We start from the raw sequence: 23896 nt of genomic DNA on the forward strand, positions 1-23896 counted from the left end.
TGAAAAAGAAACGATTTGTGATCAGCATGAATCCGGAAGAGTTTTTGGAGCAGGTTTTGAATTTTTAAAAAGTCAATTTTTTTAAATGAGGGAGGAAAAAGATTCATGCGTACGTCGTGCCCCTGTACCAGGTAACCCTTGACCTGCTGTATAAAGGAGAAGTACTGGATACCTGGAGCCGGAGGATCGGCCTTCGGACTATGACCATGTGTGTAGAAAAAGACCAGTGGGGCGAATCTTTTGCCCACATGGTAAATGGCGTAAAATACTTTGCCATGGGCGGAGATTACATTCCTGAAGAACACCTTCTTGGAAGGCTCAGCTCCCAGAAGCGCCGCCGGCTCCTGGAGGATGCCAGACTGGCCAACTTCAACAGTATCCGTGTATGGGGCGGCGGCTACTATCCCGACGACGAATTCTTTGACCTTTGCGATGAGCTGGGCCTGGTAGTCTGGGAAGACTTTATGTTTGCCTGCTCCGTTTATGAGCTTACAGCCAAATTTGAAGAAAATATCACTCGGGAATTTATAGACAATATCAAACGCCTCCGCCATCATGCCAGTCTGGGCCTGTGGTGCGGCAATAATGAAATGGAGTCCTTTGTCAAAGACGGACTGTGGGTTTCTAAACCATCTGAGGTCCGGGATTATCTTTTCATGTTTGAGCGCATCATCCCCAAAGTTCTCCAGAAATACGACCCGGAAACCTTTTACTGGCCCTCCAGCCCTTCTTCAGGGGGCTCCTTCGACGATCCCCAGGACCCCAACCGGGGAGACGTGCATTTCTGGCAGGTATGGCACGGAAACAAACCGTTCTCCGAATATAGAAAGTACGGTTTCCGCTATCTTTCTGAGTTCGGATTCCAGGCCTTCCCTTCGGTCAAAACAGTGGAGGAGGGAATCAGCGATGATCCTCAGGACTGGAACATCTTCTCCTATGTAATGGAAAAGCATCAGAGAAATGACGCTGCCAACGGAAAAATCCTGTATTACCTCCAGCAGACCTACAAGTACCCTTACGATTTTTCCTCCCTGGTATATGCCTCTCAGCTTCTTCAGGCAGACGGCATCCGCTATGGAGTAGAGCACTTCCGGAGAAACCGGGGACAGTGTATGGGTGCAGTTTACTGGCAGTTAAATGACTGCTGGCCCGTAACTTCCTGGTCTTCTATCGACTACTACGGACGGTGGAAGGCTCTTCACTACTATGCAAAGCGGTTCTTTGCTCCGGTAATGATCTCCTGTGAAGAGCAGAACTGGATGACTGCTTCTGCAGATATGAACCACCAGCATTTTGCCTTTGAAAAGTCTATCCGCTTAAATGTGGCAAATGAGACAAAAGAGGAAAAACATCTCACAGTAAAATGGGCTCTGAGAAAAGCCGACGCATCTGTGATACGGGAAGAATCCCAGGAAATCACCGTAGCTCCCCTCTCTGCCTGTTGGCTGGATAAAGTGCTCCTTCCAGAAGCCGATTTGTTTGAGGAATATGTAAGCTATCATGTAGAAGAAAATGGAAATATTCTTTCTTCCGGGACCGTCATCTTCTCCTACCCTAAATATTTCCACTATGTAGACCCTCAGCTTCAGGTTCAGGTAGATGGAGATGAACTGGTAGTAAAAGCTTCTTCCTATGCAAAAAGCGTGGAGATTCTCAATGAAAAGGAGGATCTTGTTCTGGAAGACAACTATTTTGATATGAACGGCGGAGAACGAAGAGTAAAAATTTTAAGAGGAGAGCCTGTAGGCCTCCGAGTCCGCAGCGTATACGATATCGGACGTTAAGAGTATAAAAGCGATGTTCCGAGAGGTCCATAGGCTTCTCGGAACATTAAGATTTTCAGAGAGGAAGGGATGGAGAAATGTCAGCAGTAAGTGATTTTATTCGGAAAAGTTTTAAAGAAGGAGATGATATCCGGGACGCCGGATTGACAACCCCTGAAGATGTGATTCGGTATGACGATATTCTCTATGGTTCTGACCCCAAATGGCAGGTACTGGACGTTTACCGGCCAAAGGACAGAGCAGGGGAAAAACTCCCTGTCATCGTCAGCGTCCACGGCGGCGGCTGGGTATATGGAGATAAGGAGCGATATCAGTATTACTGCATGAGCCTGGCCCAAAGAGGATTTGCAGTTGTAAACTTCACCTACCGCCTCGCACCGGAGTTTAAATATCCGGCGCCTTTAGAAGACACAAACCTGGTCTTCTCCTGGGTATTTGCTCATCAGGAAGAATATGATTTTGATACCCGCCATATTTTTGGAGTAGGGGATTCTGCAGGAGGAAATATCCTTGGCCTCTACTGTGCAATATGTACCAATAAAGAATATGCCCGGAAATACAGTTTCCAGACTCCCCAGGGCTTCGCTCCTCAGGCTGTAGCCCTCAACTGCGGCGCCTATGTGGTAGACTCAGAGCAGCTCTCTCCAAATGAACAGACCCTGGCGCTGATGGCTGACTACCTTCCTCGGAAGGGCACCAAAGAAGAGCTGGAACTTCTAAACGTGGTTTCCCATGTGACAGAGGACTTCCCTCCAGTCTTTCTTATGACGGCCACAGGAGATTTCTTAAAGGAGCCCACCCTCCTGATGGCCTCTGCCCTGACCCGGTGCAGCGTGCCCTTCCAGTATCACTTTTATGGAGATAAAGACAATCTCCTTCCTCATGTATTTCACTGCAATATGAAATCAGAAGATGCAAAGAAATGCAATGACGAAGAGTGCGCATTCTTTCTGAGTTTCTGCTGAACAGAAAAATTGGAAAAGCCAAAGTTCTAAGATCGTATAAAAAAGAAAATCCCCTCAGAGGCCTCTTGCTGGTATAAATAAGCAGAGATCCTGGGGGGATTCTTTCTTTTTATTCTTCAGGAGCCAAAATAGCATTTGCTTGACAGGCTCGGGGCATATATTCCTCTGCCATATAAAATGTTATTTGTTATCTGCCGCTGCCTGCAGCTTCACGATCAGTTCCTGAATTTCTCCGGTACTCATTCCCATAAAGCTTCTCAGAGTTCTGAGAGGAGAATTCTCCATCATCTTCAGGGACATCTCCTTGCTGATTGCTTCAGAAGCTGCGCTTTCTTCCTCTTCATCGCCTGAAGAGCCGCCCATATGCTGGATAAGACTGTCTGTCATTCCCTCAATTACAGCTTTTGTCCTTGGATTTTCCAGAAGTTCTCCGATAGTTGTATTCATGTGTACATGGATAGGCAGTTCTGTAGTGCTTTCTACATATACAGTTTTCTTTAAGCGGATGTCTCTGGAGGAAGCTGCTGCCAGGATTTCATATTCTCCGGAAGCTGCATACCAGTCATGGATCTGGGTATTGTACCATGCAAAGCTTCTCTTATCCAGCTCCATTTCCACAGTCTTCTCTTCCTGAGGCTGAAGCTCTACCTTTACAAAGTTTTTCAGTTCTTTCACCGGACGGCAGGCAGCTCCGGTCTTGTCTGCCACATAAAGCTGTACGATTTCTTTTCCGGCTCTGTCTCCTGTATTCTTTACTTTCAGGGTAACCTTTAAGGTATCTGTATCTTTAATCCTGTCTGCTGAAAGCTGAAGGTCGCTGTATTCAAAAGTGGTATAGCTGAGGCCATATCCAAAGGGATAGCGTACCGGCATTTCTTTTGTATCATAATAGCGGTATCCTACAAATACCCCTTCATTATACGCTACTGTCTGACCATCTCCCGGGAAGTTCAGATAAGATGGATTATCGGCAAGTTTGTAAGGAATTGTCTCTGCCAGTTTTCCACATGGATTTGCCTTTCCGAAAAGTACATCTACTTCTGCCTGGCCTACAGCCTGTCCTCCCAGATAAGCTTCCAGGATTCCCTTTACCTCATCTGCCCAGGGCATTTCCACTGGAGAACCATTGTGAAGAACAACTACTACATTTTCCTGTACCTTTGCGATTTCAGAAATCAGGGTATTCTGGCATTCCGGCATTCTCATGTGGCTTCTGTCATATCCTTCCGACTCAAAGGCATCGGGAAGTCCCGCAAAGATAACTGCCACATCTGCTTCTTTTGCAGTCTCTACCGCCTGATTCAGCATATCCTGGTCAATAACGTCTTCTTTAATGTCATAGCCCTGAGCATAAGTAACCTGGGCCACCTCTTTTGCAGCTTCCAGAGCGCCGGTGATCTTGAAGGAATTGATGTGAGAGCTTCCTCCGCCCTGGAATCTGGGAGCCTCTGCGAATTTTCCGATAAAAGCGATCTTCTTTCCCTGGGTTGGAAGAGGAAGTACCCCCTCATTTTTCAGAAGTACCATAGACTCTGCCTCTATCTTCGCAGCCAGCTTGTGGTCTTCCTCTTTGTCAAATTTACCTTCCTGACGGTTATCTGCAAACTTGAAGACAATGTTCAGGATTCTTTCTACAGCTCTGTCCAAAACAGCTTCATCCAGCTCTCCATTCTTTACAGCTTCTACGATTTCTTTATCTGTAGTGCCGCCGCTTGCAGGCATTTCCAGTTCAAGTCCTGCTTTTAAGCCTTTTACACGGTCATTCACTGCCCCCCAGTCGGACATTACATAACCATCAAAGCCCCATTCATCTCTCAGAACTTCTGTAAGAAGCCAGTGGTTTTCTGAAGCAAACTCTCCATTGATCCGGTTATAAGAACACATAACCGTATCCGGCTTTCCTTCTTTGATGGCAGTTTCAAAAGCAGCCAGATAGATTTCTCTTAAAGTTCTTTCATCTACTTCTGAAGAACAGGACATTCTCCTGTGTTCCTGATTATTTGCTGCAAAATGCTTAATAGAAGTTCCCACATTTTTAGACTGTACGCCCTTAATGTGAGCTGCAGCCATCTGAGAAGCCAGGTATGGGTCTTCTGAAAAATACTCAAAGTTTCTTCCGCAGAGAGGTGAACGTTTAATATTCACTGCAGGTCCCAGAATTACAGACAGGTCCTCAGCCTGGCATTCATCACCGATTCTCTCTCCCATTTCCTCCAGCAGATCTCTGTCAAATGAGCATGCTGTAGCACAGGCAGTAGGGAAGCACACGGCCTTGATACTTTCATTCAGTCCCAGGTGATCAGCCTCTGCCGCCTGTTTTCTCAATCCGTGAGGTCCGTCGCTGACCATCACTTCCGGAATTCCCAATCTCTCTACTCCTTTTAAATGCCAGAAGTCCTTTCCCGAGCACATACCGGCCTTTTCTTCCAGGGTCATTTCCCTGATAATCCCTTTTACATCACGTTTCATTTCTATCGCTCCTTTGCAATGTCTTTATGGCTTAAAGCTATCACAAATCCCCGCAAAAAAATATCATGTTTTTGCTGTTTTTATTATTTAAATGCTGCATTTTTTCTGGTATCCTATAAATGATACGATTACCTAAATATGCAAAACCCGAAAGCCCCTGGAGATAAAGCAGGGGGGCTTCCTGCTACAGCAGTTCAAAGTTGGGAATCACCGGAATCGGGTATCTATCTGATAAAAGTTCTATGAAAAATCATTCTGGGAGAAAAATTATGAGTATTTTTGAGAAAGATAATTTTGATTTTTTGGACAAAAAAACACGGCAGATCCTCCTGGCCTCCAGGGAATCTTTTGTTCCCCATACTCCCTACCGTTACGAAAAAGACATGCTGGAAGCAGTGCGTATGGGAAATCTTGTCCTGGCCAGAAAATGTGTGGAAAATTTAGATAAAACCGGCCAGGCCGGAAAGCTTAGTACCAATCCTCTGCGCCAGGAGCAGATTATTTTTATCTCTTTTATCACCCAGATCACCAGAGCTGCTATGGACGGAGGAGTCCCTGAAGATCTGGCCTACGCTATGAGCGACAGCTATATTCAAACCTCTGAAGAATGCACCTCAGTCTCTCAGATAGAAGGCCTTCGAAACCGGGCTCTAAAAGATTTTGTCAGTGCCGTAAAACATAAGCAGGAATCACCGCCCTATTCCAAAGCCATCCGCAGCGCCATCCACTATATCCACAGCCATATCCAGGAAAAGATTTCCCTGGAGCAGTTAGCGGACGCCTCCGGGTTGAGCAGCGGAAGGCTTTCTCATCTCTTCAAGGAAGAGACGGGAATGAGTCCACTTTCTTATGTGCAGAAAGAGCGGCTGGAAACTGCCAAGTCCATGCTTCTGTACACAGATTATCCTCTGTCTGAAATCAGTGCTGCCCTGTGCTTTTCCAGCGAAAGCCATTTCATTAAGGTATTCCGGGAATATACAGGAAAGACTCCCGGCAGGTACCGGAAGTCTCAGAGTTGAGGGCAGTCTATAATTTACAGTCCATAATAAACCTGATAATTTTTAATCCGTGCAGTTTAAGTAGCTCCTTACGGTTATAAAGGGACTTTTTGGATCTACAACCGTACTTTCAGCCAAGATCCTACGGTTATAAATCGATTTTCTGGGTCTACAACCGTATCTTTAGCCGGTTTCTTACGGTTATAAAACGACTTTTCAAATCTGCAACCGTACTTTCAGCCGAGGCCCTACGGTTATAAATCCGCTTTCTGAATCTGCCACCGTACCTTATAGCTTACTACCAAAAAACTCGCCTTCCCAGATGCGCCGGGACAATCTCAATATTTCCTTAGGGGCAATTTTCAATTTTTTCCAGCCCTTTTCTCAAACTTTCCTGCTCTTCCAAAGACAGGTCTGTATTTCCCAGGATTTCCCGGAGGGTGCGTTTATCTGTCATCAGCCAGAATCCCTCTATGCCTTCTCTTCTGGTGATCTCTCCTGCGGCAGGTCCTATGTGGTCTGCCACCTGCTGCCGGTTTTCTTCCAGCCATTTCAGGAAAGGCTCCATCACAGGGGCGGCTTTTTCACAATGCCGCAGATAGCCCAGGGTACATTCCAGAGAAAGGTAGTCGTCATAGTCTCCTGTCACATGTTTTGGGCAGACAGGGGCTGTCATGGTCTTCTCTCCAAAGTCTCCCAGCACATCCCTCAGCCATGCAATACTGTCTTCCGTCCACCGGGGCGCCCGGCTGCACAGATGGGAATCTTTATATTGAACGGAAGTATCCCCTGTGGAAAATCCGTGAGGTCCGTAGGCGTATATATGAGTTTCAAAGGAAACCCCGTTTTTGGCCAGAGCGGTTACAAATTCCAGAGAGTTTTCTATGGGGACTACGCTGTCATCCCTGGTGGCAAAAACAAAGCAGGGACAGGTATGTCTGTCTACCGCCGATACCACATCGGGAGCTGTCTCTTCGCAGTTTTTCACCATGTCTCCCAGGGTTACCGCATATCCCAGCACAGCCGCTGCAGGCCTGTGTTCTGCCATCGTGGCCCCACAGGCCGCCAGATGTCCTCCTGCAGAAAAGCCTAAAACAGCAATCTTATCTTTGTATACCTTCCACTCTCCCTCTTTTGACTGTATCAGCTCCATAGCTGCCTCATAGTTATTCAGAGGATTTGGCCATGCGGCGTCTTTGCCTATGGAGTATTGGAGAATAAATACCTGAAACCCGGCTTTCAGAAAAGCCATGGCAGGCGGGTCCGCTTCCCGTTCAGAGCAGTACTGATAGCCCCCTCCCGGAATGATCAGCATTCCCGGACGCTTCTCAATATAGTCAAACCTTCCCTCTGTCTCTTGGATATAGGCAGTAAGGGTCACATTTCTTTCCTCATTAAGTACGATCTTCTCTATATTCATAGTCTTCCTCCCATATCAGTCCAGGGGACCGCTGCATTAAGATAAAATCGAGAATATTTATACATTTTATTGCTCAGTCTGCGTTGCTTTGAGCCTATGGTCTCAAAGCCATACTCGACAAATTCGCATAAAATGTATAAATATTCCTGATATACGCTTAATGCAGCAGCCCCCTGGTCCTGCAGTTTATCTTTTATTTCAGATGGTCTACTGCTGCCCGCTCAATGGCCAGACCTTCTTTGTATCTTACCATAAATTCATCAAAGCCTTTGACATCATTCTCATCCGGCTGTACTTCAACGCCTTCCTGTCCAGCAAAGACTTTATTATCCAGATACTCTTCCAGAGTCTCTCCTTCTTCTTTATTGATCAGATAGGAAGCCAGTACCGCAATACCCCAGGCGCCGCCTTCTCCTGCTGTCTCCATAACAGTTACAGGAGTATCAATAGCTGCAGCCAGGATATTCTGTCCTACGCCTTTGGTCTTGAACAGACCTCCATGTCCCAGGATCTTGTCCAGTTTCACGCCTTCTTCCCTCAGAAGGATATCCATACCAGTCTTTAAAGCGCCCAGAGAAGTGAACAGATTTACTCTCATAAAGTTTGCCAGATTGAATCTGCTCTCCGGTGTGCGGACAAAGAGAGGACGTCCCTCTTCAAATCCGGTGATATGCTCTCCGGAGAAGTAGTTGTAAGCCAGCAGTCCGCCGCAGTCTGCATCCCCTTCCATAGCCTTTCTGTAAAGGGTACCGAAAAGCTGGTTCATGTCCACCTGAATGCCCATGGCTTCTGAAAATTCTCTGAAGATTCCCACCCAGGCATTTAAGTCTGAAGTACAGTTATTGCAGTGTACCATAGCTACCAGATTTCCTGTAGGTGTGGTCACCAGGTCAATTTCCGGATAAACCTTAGACAGCTCTTTTTCCAGAACTACCATGGAGAATACAGAGGTTCCTGCAGATACGTTTCCTGTTCTCTGGGCTACACTGTTGGTAGCCACCATTCCTGTTCCTGCATCTCCTTCCGGAGGACAGAAAGGAACCCCTGCTTCCAGTTTTCCGGTGGTATCCAGAAGTTTTGCCCCTTCTTCTGTAAGGCGGCCTGCCTCTTCTCCTGCCAGAAGGACTTTCGGCAGGATTTCATGGAGCTTCCATGGATATCCGTAAGGAGCGGCCAGATTCTCAAACTGCTCCATTCTCTTCTGATCATAATTCTTAATATTCATATCTACCGGGAACATACCAGAAGCTTCTCCTACTCCCAGAACCTTCTCTCCAGTAAGTTTCCAGTGCACATACCCTTCCAGAGTGGTCATAAAGGTAATATCCTTTACATGCTCTTCTTTGTTCAGCATAGCCTGATACAGGTGAGCAATACTCCATCTCTGAGGAATATGATAAGCAAACAGTTCTGTCAGTTCTTCGCTGGCTTTCTCTGTCATGGTGTTTCTCCATGTACGGAAAGGCACCAGAAGATTTCCCTCTTTGTCAAAAGGCATATAGCCGTGCATCATGGCGCTGAAGCCGATGGCTCCCAGCTTTGTGATCTCCACTCCGTACTTTTCTTTCACATCTCTGGCCATGTCCTGATAGCTGTCCTGGATACCTGTCCAGATCGCTTCCTCGCTGTAGGTCCAGATATTGTTTACATACTGGTTTTCCCATTCATGGCTTCCGGAAGCAATAGGCTGGTTCTCCTCGTTGACCAGCACTGCTTTGATCCTGGTGGAACCAAGCTCGATACCAAGTACCGCCCTACCTTCCTGAATTGTTTTTCTGTTCTTTTCTGCGCTCATGTAAATACCCTCCTGTTTTTCTGGTTTATTCTGTCCCCATCCCGGCGGACAGCTTTACACTTTATTAACATTCTAATTTACATTATAGTGCTTGTATGCTTGTTATTCTACTTGTTTTTTCACAAGTCGACCTACCTCTCCTGATCTTATCCATGTCTCTTAAATCTATGTAGGATTCTGGTGATTATATAAGCAGCCACTGTTATCAGAAAATACAGGCACCCTCCGGTAAAGACCAAAGCCCCGAAGGTATCTCCCGCCTCCTGATTTCCCAGAAGAGGCGTATAGGCTTCTGCCATAAGCATGATAAACTGACTGACTGTGATCAGCAGACTGTAAACCACATGTATTCGCCATCTGGAATAATACTTCAGCAGGCGGCTGTATCCCCAGTACAAGCCCGCTATCACCAGAGCAAGCAGAAAGTAGAACCAGTCGTTGTCGTCTGTAGCTCTCATCATACTTCTCAGCAGTGCCAATACCGCTACAAAAATCCATCCGCCAATATAATATTTACGTCTTTTTTTCTTAAACTTACAGTGAGAATCCAGGATATGATACAGCTTTCTGGCGCCGGGCTTTAACTGTTCAGGCTGATATTCTCGCATGTGATATTCTCTGGCGAAAATCTCATAGACTTCCCGTTTCAGGTGAGTATTTTCCAGGAGTCTGCAGACTCCTTCCACACACTCTGTATCAAAAAGCAGGTCTTTATATTCTTCTTTGGCAAAGAAATCCTCATAGCATTTCAGCCGGTGTTTTTTCGAATTTGTGGTAAGGATGATTTCCAGATCCTTGAGGGCCAGGGCTATATTAGCCTGGTCTTTCAGCTTCTTTTCCTCCCGGGCCTTCCATTCAATCTTTTCAAAGTCTATTTTCTCCCGGGCTTTTCTCAGTTCTTCTTCCTGTCTGGCCCTGCGGTAACGCTCTTCCTGCTGCCGGGCTCTGCGGGCTTCCTCTTCCTGAAACTTCCTTCTTTCCTCTTCTTCCCTGCGAAGCTCCTCTTCCCGCTGTCGTTTCCAGGTTTCCCAGTTGTCTCCTGCCTGGCGGAAAGATTCCTCCTGCTCCAATTCTTCCCAGTTCAGAGGCTCCGGTTCCTGCTGTCCCGGCTCCTCTGGATCAGGCTCCTCTTCATTCTCCTGCTGGCTTGATCTCTCCGTACCGGATCCACTTTCCTGATTCTGGCTTTCTTCCTGTCTCTCTTGGGGAACCCCGGTTTCCATATCCGCTTCCTTTTCTTCCCAGAAACCTCCGCCGTCTCCGTTTCCTTTTATCAAAACCTCATAAGCTTCCTGTATCCGCTGGAATTCCTGAGGATAATCCTCAGGGTGATACATACGGAGCATTGCCGCATAAGCTTTCTTAATCTCCTTTTTCGAAACTCCGGGGCTGACGCCCAGAACCTTTTGGGCTGTTAATTTGTCCATTTTTTGCTAAACTCCATAAAATCCAGATCTTCTTCTGCCTTCTCCTCCTGTTCCTTCTCTTCTTCTCCCTCTTCCTGATAAAAATCTCCCCAGAAATCAAAATCGTCAAAAGCCTCCCCCAGGGAAAAGTTATCAATGGTGTCCTGAATCTGTTCCCTGTATTTTTTAATCTTTCTGGGATTCTGTTCTTCCAGAACCTTCTCAAAAAGAGCGATAAGGCCTGCAAAATATTCCCTCTGGCTGGGAGGGCATTCCTCACAGAGAGTCATCAGCCGGCTAAGGAGAAGCTTGTTCTCTGTAACCTCCCGGGGATGTACCTTCAGCTTCTCCAGTTCCTTCATCCTGGCCTGGAGCCTCTCGTCATCCACGGTCTGAGACACCACGCTGCTGATAGTATGGCCTGTAGAGACCACCTGTATATCCGCCAGAAGGATTCCGTCAATATCATAGGTAAACCGTACATCCAAAGCCTCCTGTCCCGCAGGACCGTCAGGAACCGTCAAGGTATACTCCGCCAGTTTCCGGTTGTCTCTGGCATAGACATGTTCCCCCTGAAGCACCGGGAAGGTCACCTGTCTCTGATGGTCTTCCGCCGTGTAAAATCTATGGACTCTGGAACAGGGGAGCACGGTATTTCTGGGAATGATGGGGGTAAAATAAGGGTTGCTGGCATCGCTGGCATTTTTGGTGGCTGTTCCCAGAGAAAATGGGCAGATATCCGTCAGTACATAGTCTTTGATCGACTGTTCCCTTGCCTTAACGCCGCAGAGATACCCCAATCCCCGGACGATCATTTCATCACTGTTCAGATTAATCTGAGGCTCCCGGTGGAACAAATGAGATACATAGGATGTGACAACAGGCATCTTGCTGGAACCTCCTGCCATAACAATATCAGACAAATCCTCCGGGCGTATCTGGGCGCTTTTCACCGCATGGTTCAGCACTTCCTTAATCTTATAGAAGATTCCGGCGCTTTCCTCCACCAGCCGGCGGTTGGTATATACACTGGTATACTCCTGCCCCTTTATCCAGGCAGTCATCCTGCTTTCCTGGGCGTCGCTCAGTTCCCGCTTGCATTTTTCCGCCTGTCTTTCCAGTACCGCCAAATCCTTTTTGGACACATCACCCTTTGGAATGCCATGCTCTTTCAGAAAGGCTTCCACCATAATCTGATGGAAATCATCCCCTCCCAGATGGTTATTTCCTGCCACAGCCTCAATTTCCACCACATTTTCAAAGCAGTCCACAATGGATACGTCCAGAGTTCCTCCTCCGAAATCAAAGACCAGAAACAGCTGCTCTTCTCCGTTATCCATATAGGAAGCCAGAGCCGCCGCACTGGGCTCGTTGATCAGTCTGTGGACCTGGACTCCTGCCAGAAGTCCGGCCTTTTTCGTAGCGTACCGCTGTTTATCGTGAAAATAAGCAGGAACCGAAATAATCACCTCTTCAATTTCCTCTCCCAGATAAGCCTGGGCATCCTCCACAATAGAGCGGACCACAAAACTGGACAGTTCCTCCGGGGTAAAGTTAAGGCCTCCCAGATGAAAGGTCTTCTCTTCTCCCATAAACCGCTTGAAAGAACTGGCCGTTCTTTCAGGAGCGGTAATAAGCCGTTCCTTTGCAATTTCACCTACAATAATTTCCTGGTTTTCATCTACACTGACTACGCTGGGCGTAAGATAGGAACCGTAGCGATTGGGAATCAGCTGAATCCTTCCATCTTTATATACGCAGCCCAGGGAATTGGTAGTTCCCAGGTCAATGCCTAAAAGATATGACATAAAATCCCCCCTTCCTGTCTTTCTAATACCGGCGGCTTTTCAGCCAAAAACCGGCCATGTCATCATTTATAAGAAAAGCGTCTGCTATTCCAGCATGCTTTCTTCCTTCCTGCATTCTTCCAGAAGCTTTTCCTCTTCCTTCCTGTAAAGAAGCTTTTCGCTCCATTTCATATACAGCGGACTTTCATGAAGGCTGAGGAAATCCATAGCCAGAGTGTCCTGGGTCAAGCCGGATACAAAAAGTACCATCTCCTGTCCGTCTCCAAAGGACTTCTCTGCAAATCTAAAGGCTCTTTCTGTCTGTTCCAGGATTTTCTCTATCTCCTTGCTTCTCTCATGAGTCTCTCTGCTGAAATACTCTTTAATCCTTTCAAATCCTTCTGAAGATTTCCGGATATGTTCTTTTTTCAGGTTCAGGCAATATTCTTCCAGCTTTCCAATCACCCAGTTTTCTTTTCCGATTTCTTTCTCCGTCATCAATCCTGCTTCTATCTTCACTTCCATACTGTTCCTTCGGTTCTGGATAAAGGCCTCTATCTCCTGGATTTCTCCGTGTTCCCGGACATAGTTTTTCAGATAGCCCAGGGCTTCGTGAAGGCTGATAAGCTTTCCTTCTCTTCCTGCAAAGCCGGCAAAGGAGGTATGAAGAGCTCCCATCAGAAGGTTCACTACCGTAAACCTCTCTTCAAAACCGCCTTTCCCAGCCATAGCCGCCTTTTCCTCGTAGTCTCTGTCTGAAAGGCTGCCTTCCAGTATATCCGTAATCCCATAATCTGTTCCATATTTTCGGTACAGCTGATAATAGGCTGTAAAATCCCTGGCCGTCTCTTCCTTCTGAAGATACTGACTGACTAAAGCCTCCGTTATAGGAATCTGGAACGCTTCATAGCTTTTCAGGATTTCTGACAAATCTTCCCAGCCTCTGGCTGTGACGAAAAACTTTCCGTCTACGGTGTTTTCCACAGAATAGAAATTTTCTTTCTTAATCCTCAGATAGGATAGGATTGCCTGATGGACTTCCTGGCGGCAGGCATACTCCATCCATACGTCACAGTCTGCTTCTACGTCAATCTTACGCACTCTGTCCAAAGTAACAATGTCAAATTCCCGGACGGATTTGTTATACTGCGGAGGGTTTCCTGCTGCAACAATGATCCACCCTCTGGGCACCTTATGACTTCCGAAAGTCTTATTCTGAAGAAACTGGAGCATGGTCGGCGCCAGAGTTTCTGATACACAGTTAATCTCGTCGATAAAGAGAATCCCTTCTTTGTTTCCTGTGTCCTCCATGCACCGATACACGGAAGCAATAATTTCGCTGAGGGTATATTCTGTAACACTAACTTCTTTTCCCTGATACATTTTCGTCTCAATGTGTGGAAGTCCAATAGCACTCTGCCGGGTATGGTGAGTAATGGTGTAAGCTACCAGTCCTACTCTGCATTCCCGGGCAGCCTGCTCCATAATGGCGGTCTTTCCGATTCCGGGAGGTCCCATAAGGAGAATAGGCCTCTGCCTTACCAAAGGAAAGGTGTAGCATCCCAGGTCGTCTTTCTTGTTATATGCTCGAATAGTATTGATAATCTCTGTTTTTGCCTCTTTTATGTTCATAGTGCTCCCTCTTGTTTCCCTGTCTTTGCCGGAACGACCAGTTTATAAGCCCAGTCCGGCACCATATCCATTTTGGCCGTCTTCTCCAGAAATACAAATGCAGTTTCATAATCCGGCTTACTCTGAGGATAAATCCCGTCTCCATCTGTAAAATAGATAAGGGCCTTCAGATTCCGGATTTCCTTCTTTTCCTGCTGCTCACGGACATATTGGAACACCGGACGAAAATCTGTACCGCCTCTGCCCCGGATCTTGATATTTCTGCTGTAGGCCTTCCACTCTTCCTCAGAATGGATGACCTTCACATCCTGAATATAGCTGTCGCATTGGATTAGATAGACCTTCATCTTCCGAAAAAAGTTCTCCTTTTCCTCCAGTATCCCATAGGTCTCCCCCAGAAATCCCTGGACCCTTTCCGCTGAACAGGAACTGGACGTGTCAATGGCAATAACTAATTCTTCCAGCCGGTTCACCTCTTTATATTCTAAGGGCTCGATTAAAGGAGTATTCCCATACCGCTCCATACCCAGATTATAAAAAATATAATCAAAACTCTCTGTATCCAGCTCTACCTCTTCCCTTGGCACTGCAAATCGTTTCAGGAACTTTCGGTAGTCATATTTTCCCCGATACCGTACTTCCATTTCCTCCTCGTCAGATCCCTTGTGGGTACCTGCTCTTTTCTTCTTCTGCTGCTTTTTCTGTCCGGTAAGAGAACGGATCTCCTCCCATTTTTTTCTGGTCCCTGCTCCTTTTTTCTCCTGCTTTTTCTTCTCCCAGCATCGATGATCATCAAAAGAAAAAGCCCGGTGAAGTTCCTTAGCAGTATAAGGAAATCTTCCTGTTTCCAGCATATGATATATTTTCTCTGCTGACAGAGACTGTCCTCTCATAATCCCAAAACATTGTTCCCGTATGGGATCTCTCCCTGGCGAAAGGTCAAGTATCTGTTCTCTCTCTATGATCTCTTCCACCCACATATCCCAGGCCAGGTTCCATCGGTCTCTGTCCTTCCCTCCCCTTGGGGGAAAGGTTTCTCTGTAAAAAGGATGGAGATACAGACAGTGGAGAAGAATATGCAGATATCCTCGCCGGATGCTCCGGGGATTCTCCCTGTATTTCCGGATCAGAAAGGACGGCGAAAAATAAAGATACTCACCATCTGTACCTATAGTCCTGTCCTTTTCCCGTGGCCGGTATGGCAGACCGGCAAATGCCCCGTCCAGATAGGGAAAATAAGAATACAGCTCATTCCGGCAGTTCTGCAGTATCCGGATTCCCAGGTCCTCCCGGCGCTTCCGAGCCTCCTCCTGCTGTCTTTCCTCAAATATCCCGTCCATTCCTCTCACCTGCCTTCATACTGCTAAAGGGAAAAATCCCTGTCTTTAAAGCCGTTCTTTTCTTTTTTCAAATGTAAGAACCATACCAGTGCAGCGTTTTTCTGCTTCTGTCTGGCAATCCGGATAAAACTGTCCAGATTCTTTCCATCCAGCCAGCCCAGAGACTCCAGTTCTTCCAGCTTTTCTACATCATCGCCGTCAATCAGGGCTTCTACTGCCGGGCGGATCCTGCTTTTCAGATATATGCCATAGGCCTCTTTCTCCTGGTCTTCTGCCTCAGGCAGAAAAAATCCACGAAGGGCCGCTGCCAGCCGCACAGGCTCTTGTTTTGTAGTAGTAAATTTCCTATAAAGTCCAATTGCTTCCTCTTCCGGCTCCCTGGTCTGGGCCTGGTCCCGGAGAGCCTTGGGAACCATTTCCACATCCGTCTGGAATTTTTCATTATTTTTCACGATTTTATGGCTCCTTCAGTAGGTTTCTCTAATTTATTTCTCTGTTAAAGATTTTAACATCTAGAGGGGGGGATGGCAAGAAGCAGGCCCATCCTTTCTTTTTCATAACGCAGGAAATGCCACAATCCAAGTGTCTTCAAGGATTGTGGCATATTCAAAGGAACTGACTCCCAGAGTTCCCAGGATAAAGATAGAGATATTGCTCCATGGAATAATAGGCGAAAAGACGGTTCCCGTATCTTCCAGCATGCGGGACAAGTTCTTCCTGTGAAGATTATACTTATCAAACAATGGTCCCAGAATCGGTCCCACAATTGAAAAGGTAACCAGATACACACCAGTAAGAGATATGCTTCCGCTGTCAGTAAGCTTTTTTAAATGATATCTAAGAGTTTCTTCTGTCATCCCTGGGATATCAATATCCCCGGTAAAAATAGGTTCTCCTGGAATATAATTTTCTTTGTCAATCACATCTGATTTATTCATATTGTTTCCATCTACATCACTGTTTAACAGGACATATTGTCCTATTAATGTCCTATAATTGTCCTATAAAATATAGATTTAAGCAGGAAAAAGGCAGGATACCCAATACCCTGCCCATATTTCCAAAATATTCTGTTCTCAGCAGTTACAGACCCAGTCCATTCTCCCATTCCCCACTCCATCAAACTATTCCTGCAGCAGCCAGTCAGCTATATCGTGAATGTTAACTCCTTCATAGCTGTATTTCGGATGTCTGGTCCGGGCGATAATCATCTTAGGATAAGCATCTCGTATTTGAAGCAGCGGTGAACACTCCCTCTCAAATGTTTCCTGTCCGGAAATATCATCACTTACCTGAATATATATTTTTTCGCTTCCTCTCTGTGCCACAAAGTCGATTTCTTTCTGATACAGTTTTCCGACATAAACATCATATCCACGGCGAAGAAGTTCGATACAGACTATATTCTCATATATTCTACCATAATCCATGTTTCTGCTTCCGAGAACTGCGTACCTGATACCAGTATCACATAAATAGAATTTTTCTGAACTTTCCAGATATTTTTTCCCCCGAATATCATAACGCTTAATGTCATAAAAAACAAAGGCATTACACAAATATTTAATATATTTTCCAACCGTCACATGATTCGTCGTAATCGTATTAGCTGTCAGCAGTTTGCTGATCTTATTCGGAGATGTCAGGTTACTGATATTATCCATAAGGAACTCACTCAACCGCTGCAGAACAAACGTATCAGGCAAGGCATATTTCTGCACCAGATCTCTTGTAACAATCGTTTCGTAAACCTCTTTGATATAGTTCGTTCTGTCTTTCTCTGTTCTATACAGATAGGAACCTGCAAGACCGCCCTGCATTGAATAGCTATCAAAAAGCTTGTCTTTATCGCTGATTTCATCATAATACTGGCAATATTCCTGAAAACTGAAAGGGAACACATGAATTTCAATAAAACGTCCTGTAAAAAGAGTTGCCAGATCAGCACTCAGCAAAAAAGCATTTGAGCCAGTTACGTAAATATCGTATTTTCCCTTAGAATACAGACTATTGATCGCAAGTTCAAATTTAGGACACATCTGGACTTCGTCAACAAAAAGATAATTTATTTTTCCTGCCTGATAATTTTCTTCCACATAGGAATGCAATGCATGGTATTCCTTAATTTCTTCATATGCCAGGTCCATAAAATCAATGAAAATAATGTTAATATTTTCAAATTGACTTTTCAAATATTCAATATACGCCTGCATCAGCTTCGACTTGCCCGAGCGTCGAATACCAGTAATAATTTTAATATCAGGCGTTCCATTCAGTTCAATAATTCTATCAAGGTATTTTCTTCTCGTAATTATTTTCATATTTTCACCACTTTCAAAAATTATATTTTTTTATTTTTTCGAAACCATCCTGTTGTGCTTATTATATCGTCTGCATAGAGTATATGCAAGATATCGCTTTCAAAAAAACAATATATTTTATTTTTTGAAAATGGCCATGTGACTGTTTCTTTTTCCCATGCAAAAAAGGCAGGATGCCATACACCCTGCCCACATTTCTGCATATTCTATTTCTAACAATTACAGACCCAGTCCATTCCCCCATTCCTGAACATCTGCTTCATCCGCTCCTGACCGGATACTAAACCGGAGGTCGTTTCTCCTAGCCCTTGTTTTTACTGGGCTTAACAGGATACAAAAGTGTGGCATCTTCTTTCAGACACACATCCAGTATAATGTCCACGATTGGGTTACATTTTGTCCGGATGGCCTTCTGTTACAGATCCTATCGATTCTATCTGTTTTGAATATGTTTCATTTCCTTTTTCTGTTTCTCCCGATCTTTGGAAAGTTTCAAAGCCAGGCTGCGGACTCTGTCAAAAGATTCCAGTTCGCTTCTCAGCAAAACATAGACCATTTCTGAAAGATCTTCTCTTTTATCATATCTTCTGAATGCTTCTCTGTACTTTCCAGTCGACTGGATTGAGACAGGCAGCAACCCGTTATTGATCAGTTGCTGATTAATGATCATCCTCCCGGTTCTTCCGTTTCCATCTGCAAAAGGATGGATCCGTTCAAACCGGACATGATTGGCTGCAATTTTTTCAAAAACCTCTTTCACTGTCACTGCTTCTATATTTGTTTCCCTGATCCAACTTTTCATAAGCTCCGGAATATCCTGCGGATCCGGCGGATAGTATACAGCTTCCGCCAGATTTCCAATATAAACCGTGGTATCTCTATACTCTCCCTGCATATGTCTGATATATCCATTTGCCTTCTGGATCCACTCTTCATCAATAACTGTCTTCGCAAAGGGAAGTAGCATTTTCCGAATTGCATAGTACGCATTTTTTGCATCTGTATATTCTGAATAGGTATGGTTCGATCTTACTTCATCGTAATCGATCACTGCGATTGTTTCTTCCAGTGACAGTGTATTTCCCTCGATTGCATTTGTACTCCATGAAAACCTCTTGGCAAAATCTTCGGTAAACGGCTGACTGATCAGCGGATTTTCCATAAACTTAAAAATTTCCTCTTTTTCTGTTTCGATCTGTAAGATTCTATTTTCATTGTCAAATAATGGCATGGTATCTGCCTCCCATATATAATCAAATGAACGGTTTCTGCTTTCCTAGTATTATCATGCCCCAAAAAAACACCCTTTGCCCTGTGATTCTTTTGCTACATAGTATATCATAGAATCACAGCGATATCTATCAGAATATCAGCGTAGCTGTTGTTCCTCCCAATAAGTAAATTATCTTTTTTCCTATTTTTAAGAAATTCAAAATGCCATTTAAAAATCTCTTTTGGCCCCTTAAATGGCACTAAAAAAGGCAGGATACCCAATACCCTGCCCCTATTTCTACCTATTCTGTTCTCAATGTTTACAACCCCAGTCCATTCACCCATTCCTGCACATCTGCTTCGTCTGGTCTGGAGCCGAATCTCATACCTTCCTGCCAGTCTCCAGTTCCTGCCATGTCCGCCAGAAGCTGTCCGCTTTCGCCAAGTCCTGATGATGCGGAGGTTGCAAATGGAATCACAGTCTTTCCTGTAAAATCATTGTTCTCTACAAAGGAGTCTACCGGCCAGGCGGCGATGCCCCACCAGATCGGATATCCGATAAATACAGTATCATAGGAGTCCCAGTTGTCTACTGTTGTAGAGGCCAACTCCACATCTCTCAGACTTTCGTCCTCATGCTCTCTGGATACACGGCTGTTTTCATCACTATAGTTCAGGTCTTCGTCTGTATAAGGCTCTACCGGCTCTAATTCAAAAAGGTCTCCGCCAGTTGTCTCTGCAATGATATTTGCCACGTTTTCTGTATTTCCCGTAGCAGAATAATAAACTACCAGTACATTTCCTGCCCCGGAAGTATCAGAAGCCCCTGTCTCCTGGTCGGATTCTTCTGTATCTCCCTGAGTGTCGGTCTGAGCTTCTTCTGTTTCTTCTGACGACTCTTCCTGAGTGCTGCCGGCAGTTTCTTCTGCAGAACTGTCCTGGCTGCTGATTCCTGAACTGCAGCCTGCCAGAAGGCTGACTGCTGATACTCCCACTAAGATTATGGATAATAATTTCTTTGCTTTCATGATCATCATTGCTCCTTTTTTAATACTGTTGTTTATCTGTTTCATTATCCCTGCCTTTTCCTGGCAAGCCTTTTCCGAAGGTAATAGCCGATAAAGACAAATAGTCCCATAGCTGCCATATAATCCAGAATGAAAAAGATTACCGGCTCTTCAAAGTTGAAAAATACATATTGTACCTGCATCAGCAGATAACTGAGAATATCTCTTTTTATAAAGGCATAAATTCCATATCCTGCGATTCCGATTCCTGCCAGCCTTAAAATCCAGTTCCTTGCCTTGGAAGGTTTTGGGAAGATTTTCCCTGCCATTCCCATCATCATTCCCCAGTGGATACCCAGGTGCAGAGACATCAACACAAATCCCCAGTAGGCGCAGGTCATGTGGATTACCCTGGCGGGAGCGCTCAGGTCCCGTATTTTCAAAAAGGCAAACACATGTCTGGAAAGTATGATTCCGCTGGCCATAGAGCCTAAAATACAGATCAGTATCAGCATCACCAGGATTGTCTGTATGATCCGCAGCGGTTTATATCTGCCCTTGGTGAGATTTCCGGTCCATTTTCTGTTCAGGATATGATGAAGGATAAACAGCAGGAACATTCCTGCTCCGATCCATTCATGGATTGCCTCTCCTATCAGCTCATAGGGCATAAGGAAGAGAAGGCACAGAGTCATGAATATATCCACGGCGATCTTCGCCTGTTGTTTCCTGTTCATAAATAAAGCTCCTTTTCCTTTTCTTATCACTGAGACCTTATTACCTGGACTTCCATATTTGCAAAACTGCCGCTTAATGTAAAACTGTCTTGAATGCCTTCCGTCAGCCGTATATCTCCGTCTTCAGTTATCATCAGCATGTCAAAATCCTGATGGGCCCTCCAGTATTCCTCTGCTTCCTGAGGGCCTTTCACAAACATGGCCGTGGAAAGAGCATCTCCCACTTTTCCTGTATCTGCGATTATAGTTACAGAGGCCAGTCCTGTATCTGCCGGATATCCGGTGGAAGGATCTATGATATGTCCGTATGTCTGACCATCATCGCCTGCAAAATATCTTTCGTAATTTCCCGAAGTGACCACTGCCCGGTCAGATACGGAAAGAACTCCTACCTGGCCTTCTCCGAAAGGATTCCGGATTCCCAGCCGCCAGTTACTGCCATCTGGTCGGGAGCCTATGGCCTGTATGTTGCCGCCTATGTCCAGAAGGGCTGACGTGATTCCCCGGTCTTTCAGAATTTCTGCTGCCAGGTCACCGGCATAGCCTTTTCCCACAGCCCCCAGGTCCAGTTCCATTCCTGCCGGAAGCTGGATCTGATTTCCATTCAGAGCTGCCTGCTCATATCCTACATTTTCCAGAAGAGACTCTATCTCTTCTGAGGAGGGAATCCTGTTTTGGTCTGTGGTAAATCCCCAGGCAGTCATAATGGGATAAATAGTGGGGTCCAGGGCCCCATCTGTCTGCCGGGCCATTTCCAGGGCAAAGTCCAGGATTTTGGCGGTATCCTCGCTGAGTGTTACCGGTGCTCCCTGGCTGTGATTTATTTTGTAAATCTGGCTGTTTTCATCGGTCACCGACCATTCCCCTTCCAGTTTATGGATCTCCTCTTCCGCTGCCTGGAGAGCTGTGTCTGCTTCCTGGCCGTATGCGGTAAAAGTCATATAGGTGTCCATTGCAAAGAATTCCCGCTCCTTGGCCTGAGACCTCTCTGTATCCCTCTGCCTTCCGGTTCCAGGCTCTGAACTGCAGGAACCCAGGCAGAGGCAGCATGCTATAAGAAGAATTTTATAAATATATCTTTTCAGCATTTATATCCCTGTCTTTTTAGCCTCCGGTCAATATCCGATCTCATCCAGCCAGTCTGCGATCTCACCTGCTGCATCGGGAACCTGGCGTTCATTAATGGTAAATCCATCTTCAATCACCGTTGCCTCTGGCTCCAGCTCCTGAATTGTACTGATTGTGTTGGAAAAACGACTTCCATTATGGGAATTAAAAGGAATAATGGTTTTCCCGGAAAAGTCATATTCCTCGAAAAAGGTATAAAGAGGCATAGGAAGATCCGCCCACCAGTTCGGATAGCCGATAAAGATCGTGTCGTAATTATCCAGATTTTCAATGTGTGTGCTAAGTTCCGGGCGGGCATCTTCATCCTGCTCTTCGGCAGCATAGTCGATCAAGTCTCCTCCATCGGCAGGATAAACTTCCTCTGTCTGGATGGAGAACAGGTCTCCTCCTGTTTCCGCCTGGATCATCTCTGCCAGGGCCTCCATTCTTCCCTTGGCCTCTCCATCTACTTCTGAATAACTGGCAGAAGCTTCTGCATCTACACCGCTGTTTTCCGCTGCGGTAAAATAAGCGATTAAAATGTTGCTTCCTCCTGCATTCTCTTCCGAACTGCCTGCCTCGTCTGTCTCCTGAGAGCTGCTCTCTGTACTCTCCTCTCCCTGCACAGTATCTGCCTGTGCAGTATCTTCTTGGGTGGTGCCTTCCTGGGCTGCATCCTCCTGTGCTGCTTCTGTCTGAGCTGCAGTTTCTTCCCGGGTATTTCCTCCGGAAGCGCCGCAGCCTGCCAGAGATGCTCCCAGCACTGCAGTAAGCAGAAATGCTGCGTATTTCTTCTTATATGCCATATCATATCCTCTCTTTCATAAAGTGTTTTTTCTGTATTTCACTTTGCAGCTTTATTATAAAAGAGTATTCTTCTTAAAAGAATACTCCATTAGTTTTCCAGTATTAACCTTATGGTTTCTGTGTGGACTCCCGCCCCAGACCCATCTCTTTCCTGTCTCTTGTCCTATAGCACGAGGTTTACAATAAATCCGCTTACCATAGAAAAAAGCATCACATAAATCAGATATAGAAAAAAATGCCGGAAGCCCAGCACGATTTTTAAAGCACCCAGATTGGTAATCTTGGTGGCAGGGCCGGTGATCATAAAGGAGGCTGCCGCGCCCATGCTCATGCCCGAAGCCAGCCACTGCTGCAGAAGGGGTATAGTCCCTCCCCCGCAGGCATAAAGGGGCACACCGATGGTGGCGGCTAAAAGAAGGCCGAAGCCTTCGTTCTCTCCGAAAAGACTGGCAAAAGCATCTGCCGGTACATATCTCTGAAACAATGCAGAAAGAAGAACGCCTATGAGGAAATAGGGGCCCGTAGCTCTCACATTTCTCCCCAGATTTTTTAAAAAACGGAGGAAAAGATCGGGGTCCGTGTCACGGCCTGGGCCTGGCGCAAACCCGTCGAAGCGGAAAAATGCTTTCTTTCCCCAAAGAAAGTGTACCAGCAGCCCTGCCAGAATCCCGCAAAAAATGCAGGTAACCAGCCGGACGGTCAGAGCCTGGCCTCCCAGGGCTATACTGTAAAGCATTAACTGAGGATTCAGCAAAATGCTGCTCATCATAAAGGCTGCCAGCCAGTCATCCCGCATTCCCTGCCGGGAAAAGGAGGCTGCAATGGGAATTGTTCCATACATACACAAAGGGTATAAAGTTCCCAGAAGACTTGCGGGGATCACTCCCCAGATTCCCATTTTTTTATCTTTCAGTCCTCCAAAAAGACTATGAATGGCGTTTTTTGCAAATACAGAGACAAGAGAGCCAATGACCATGCCTGCCACCCAGTAGACAAAAATCTGCCGCAGCTGCACCATAAAATAATAGCTGATATAGATAAATTCTCTTTCTATAACTTCCAACATGCCCTTTCTCTCCTGTTCTGTTTCATTCTTGTCTAAAGATTCC

The 23896-nt window shown here is 45.8% G+C and carries 19 protein-coding genes and 1 pseudogene; 3 read left to right on the forward strand and 17 right to left on the reverse strand.

Going from position 1 to position 23896, the window contains the following annotated elements; translation table 11 throughout:
• Positions 1-119 precede the first annotated feature (119 nt).
• Both B5G00_RS12880 and B5G00_RS12885 read left to right on the forward strand, forming a co-directional pair.
• Positions 120-1784: pseudogene (locus B5G00_RS12880) on the forward strand (glycoside hydrolase family 2 protein); the annotation flags it as partial.
• 77 nt (positions 1785-1861) lie between these two features.
• Positions 1862-2749, forward strand: a complete 888-nt coding sequence (locus B5G00_RS12885; RefSeq protein WP_087273384.1) for an alpha/beta hydrolase — start codon at positions 1862-1864, stop codon at positions 2747-2749.
• A 180-nt stretch (positions 2750-2929) separates the two neighbouring features.
• On the opposite strand, the gene B5G00_RS12890 is transcribed toward B5G00_RS12885, so the two are convergent.
• A complete protein-coding gene (locus B5G00_RS12890) occupies positions 2930-5218 on the reverse strand; it encodes a glycoside hydrolase family 3 C-terminal domain-containing protein (protein WP_087273386.1) in 2289 nt (762 codons plus the stop codon).
• 269 nt (positions 5219-5487) lie between these two features.
• Between B5G00_RS12890 and B5G00_RS12895 the strand changes: the two genes are divergently transcribed.
• Positions 5488-6237 (forward strand): helix-turn-helix domain-containing protein, encoded by a 750-nt coding sequence (locus B5G00_RS12895; protein ID WP_162613505.1) that lies wholly within the window; start codon positions 5488-5490, stop codon positions 6235-6237.
• A 328-nt stretch (positions 6238-6565) separates the two neighbouring features.
• Here the strand turns inward: B5G00_RS12895 and B5G00_RS12900 are convergent, their stop codons facing one another.
• From B5G00_RS12900 to B5G00_RS12975, 16 genes are all read right to left on the reverse strand, one after another.
• Complete coding sequence (locus tag B5G00_RS12900; protein WP_087273390.1) at positions 6566-7636, reverse strand: alpha/beta hydrolase; 1071 nt, start codon at positions 7634-7636, stop codon at positions 6566-6568.
• 193 nt (positions 7637-7829) lie between these two features.
• Positions 7830-9431 (reverse strand): xylulokinase, encoded by a 1602-nt coding sequence (locus tag B5G00_RS12905; RefSeq protein ID WP_087273392.1) that lies wholly within the window; start codon positions 9429-9431, stop codon positions 7830-7832.
• 146 nt (positions 9432-9577) lie between these two features.
• Complete coding sequence (locus B5G00_RS12910) at positions 9578-10858, reverse strand: J domain-containing protein (RefSeq protein WP_087273394.1); 1281 nt, start codon at positions 10856-10858, stop codon at positions 9578-9580.
• Positions 10846-12645 (reverse strand): Hsp70 family protein, encoded by a 1800-nt coding sequence (locus tag B5G00_RS12915; protein ID WP_087273396.1) that lies wholly within the window; start codon positions 12643-12645, stop codon positions 10846-10848. The genes B5G00_RS12910 and B5G00_RS12915 overlap by 13 nt, the downstream gene beginning before the upstream one ends.
• Before the next feature lie 84 nt (positions 12646-12729).
• The gene (locus B5G00_RS12920; protein WP_087273398.1) at positions 12730-14256 is read right to left on the reverse strand and encodes an ATP-binding protein; all 1527 of its coding nucleotides are present in this window, start codon (positions 14254-14256) and stop codon (positions 12730-12732) included.
• Positions 14253-15596, reverse strand: a complete 1344-nt coding sequence (locus tag B5G00_RS12925) for a vWA domain-containing protein (RefSeq protein WP_087273400.1) — start codon at positions 15594-15596, stop codon at positions 14253-14255. Before B5G00_RS12925 ends, B5G00_RS12920 begins: the two co-directional genes overlap by 4 nt.
• 23 nt (positions 15597-15619) lie before the next feature.
• Positions 15620-16048 (reverse strand): hypothetical protein, encoded by a 429-nt coding sequence (locus B5G00_RS12930; protein WP_087273402.1) that lies wholly within the window; start codon positions 16046-16048, stop codon positions 15620-15622.
• A gap of 102 nt (positions 16049-16150) precedes the next feature.
• Complete coding sequence (locus tag B5G00_RS19365) at positions 16151-16534, reverse strand: Na+/H+ antiporter NhaC family protein (protein WP_242971355.1); 384 nt, start codon at positions 16532-16534, stop codon at positions 16151-16153.
• Positions 16535-16720: 186 nt separating this feature from the next.
• Positions 16721-17917, reverse strand: a complete 1197-nt coding sequence (locus B5G00_RS12940; protein ID WP_087273404.1) for an ATP-binding protein — start codon at positions 17915-17917, stop codon at positions 16721-16723.
• 433 nt (positions 17918-18350) lie between these two features.
• On the reverse strand, positions 18351-19148 hold the full coding sequence (locus tag B5G00_RS12945; protein ID WP_087273406.1) for a Fic family protein: 798 nt from the start codon (positions 19146-19148) through the stop codon (positions 18351-18353).
• 107 nt (positions 19149-19255) lie between these two features.
• Positions 19256-19474 carry a hypothetical protein gene (locus B5G00_RS12950; RefSeq protein ID WP_087273408.1) on the reverse strand — a complete coding sequence of 73 codons (219 nt, stop codon included), beginning with the start codon at positions 19472-19474 and terminating at the stop codon, positions 19256-19258.
• Positions 19450-20202 carry a flavodoxin gene (locus B5G00_RS12955; protein ID WP_242971356.1) on the reverse strand — a complete coding sequence of 251 codons (753 nt, stop codon included), beginning with the start codon at positions 20200-20202 and terminating at the stop codon, positions 19450-19452. Before B5G00_RS12955 ends, B5G00_RS12950 begins: the two co-directional genes overlap by 25 nt.
• Entirely contained in the window at positions 20202-20873 is a 672-nt protein-coding gene (locus B5G00_RS12960) for a DUF4405 domain-containing protein (RefSeq protein WP_087273410.1), read from the reverse strand. Before B5G00_RS12960 ends, B5G00_RS12955 begins: the two co-directional genes overlap by 1 nt.
• Positions 20874-20899: 26 nt before the next feature.
• Entirely contained in the window at positions 20900-21961 is a 1062-nt protein-coding gene (locus B5G00_RS12965; protein ID WP_087273413.1) for an FAD:protein FMN transferase, read from the reverse strand.
• 27 nt (positions 21962-21988) lie between these two features.
• Entirely contained in the window at positions 21989-22786 is a 798-nt protein-coding gene (locus B5G00_RS12970; protein WP_087273415.1) for a flavodoxin, read from the reverse strand.
• Between the two features lie 164 nt (positions 22787-22950).
• A complete protein-coding gene (locus B5G00_RS12975; RefSeq protein WP_087273418.1) occupies positions 22951-23853 on the reverse strand; it encodes a permease in 903 nt (300 codons plus the stop codon).
• Between the last annotated feature and the right edge of the window lie 43 nt (positions 23854-23896).

This window comes from Blautia sp. An46, from assembly GCF_002161645.1.
Taxonomy (GTDB): Bacteria; Bacillota; Clostridia; order Lachnospirales; family Lachnospiraceae; genus Blautia; species Blautia ornithocaccae.

What these genes read in the sequence shown, in the direction of transcription:
- B5G00_RS12895 (WP_162613505.1), top strand. Translation starts at nt 5,488, where the DNA reads ATGAGTATTTTTGAGAAAGATAATTTTGATTTTTTGGACAAAAAAACA.
- B5G00_RS12900 (WP_087273390.1), bottom strand. Translation starts at nt 7,636, where the DNA reads ATGAATATAGAGAAGATCGTACTTAATGAGGAAAGAAATGTGACCCTT.
- B5G00_RS12960 (WP_087273410.1), bottom strand. Translation starts at nt 20,873, where the DNA reads ATGAACAGGAAACAACAGGCGAAGATCGCCGTGGATATATTCATGACT.
- B5G00_RS12905 (WP_087273392.1), bottom strand. Translation starts at nt 9,431, where the DNA reads ATGAGCGCAGAAAAGAACAGAAAAACAATTCAGGAAGGTAGGGCGGTA.
- B5G00_RS12965 (WP_087273413.1), bottom strand. Translation starts at nt 21,961, where the DNA reads ATGCTGAAAAGATATATTTATAAAATTCTTCTTATAGCATGCTGCCTC.
- B5G00_RS12975 (WP_087273418.1), bottom strand. Translation starts at nt 23,853, where the DNA reads ATGTTGGAAGTTATAGAAAGAGAATTTATCTATATCAGCTATTATTTT.
- B5G00_RS12950 (WP_087273408.1), bottom strand. Translation starts at nt 19,474, where the DNA reads ATGGGTGAATGGACTGGGGTTGTAAACATTGAGAACAGAATAGGTAGA.
- B5G00_RS12925 (WP_087273400.1), bottom strand. Translation starts at nt 15,596, where the DNA reads ATGGACGGGATATTTGAGGAAAGACAGCAGGAGGAGGCTCGGAAGCGC.
- B5G00_RS12890 (WP_087273386.1), bottom strand. Translation starts at nt 5,218, where the DNA reads ATGAAACGTGATGTAAAAGGGATTATCAGGGAAATGACCCTGGAAGAA.
- B5G00_RS19365 (WP_242971355.1), bottom strand. Translation starts at nt 16,534, where the DNA reads ATGAATAAATCAGATGTGATTGACAAAGAAAATTATATTCCAGGAGAA.
- B5G00_RS12915 (WP_087273396.1), bottom strand. Translation starts at nt 12,645, where the DNA reads ATGTCATATCTTTTAGGCATTGACCTGGGAACTACCAATTCCCTGGGC.
- B5G00_RS12940 (WP_087273404.1), bottom strand. Translation starts at nt 17,917, where the DNA reads ATGAAAATAATTACGAGAAGAAAATACCTTGATAGAATTATTGAACTG.
- B5G00_RS12970 (WP_087273415.1), bottom strand. Translation starts at nt 22,786, where the DNA reads ATGGCATATAAGAAGAAATACGCAGCATTTCTGCTTACTGCAGTGCTG.
- B5G00_RS12955 (WP_242971356.1), bottom strand. Translation starts at nt 20,202, where the DNA reads ATGAAACAGATAAACAACAGTATTAAAAAAGGAGCAATGATGATCATG.
- B5G00_RS12920 (WP_087273398.1), bottom strand. Translation starts at nt 14,256, where the DNA reads ATGAACATAAAAGAGGCAAAAACAGAGATTATCAATACTATTCGAGCA.
- B5G00_RS12910 (WP_087273394.1), bottom strand. Translation starts at nt 10,858, where the DNA reads ATGGACAAATTAACAGCCCAAAAGGTTCTGGGCGTCAGCCCCGGAGTT.
- B5G00_RS12885 (WP_087273384.1), top strand. Translation starts at nt 1,862, where the DNA reads ATGTCAGCAGTAAGTGATTTTATTCGGAAAAGTTTTAAAGAAGGAGAT.
- B5G00_RS12945 (WP_087273406.1), bottom strand. Translation starts at nt 19,148, where the DNA reads ATGCCATTATTTGACAATGAAAATAGAATCTTACAGATCGAAACAGAA.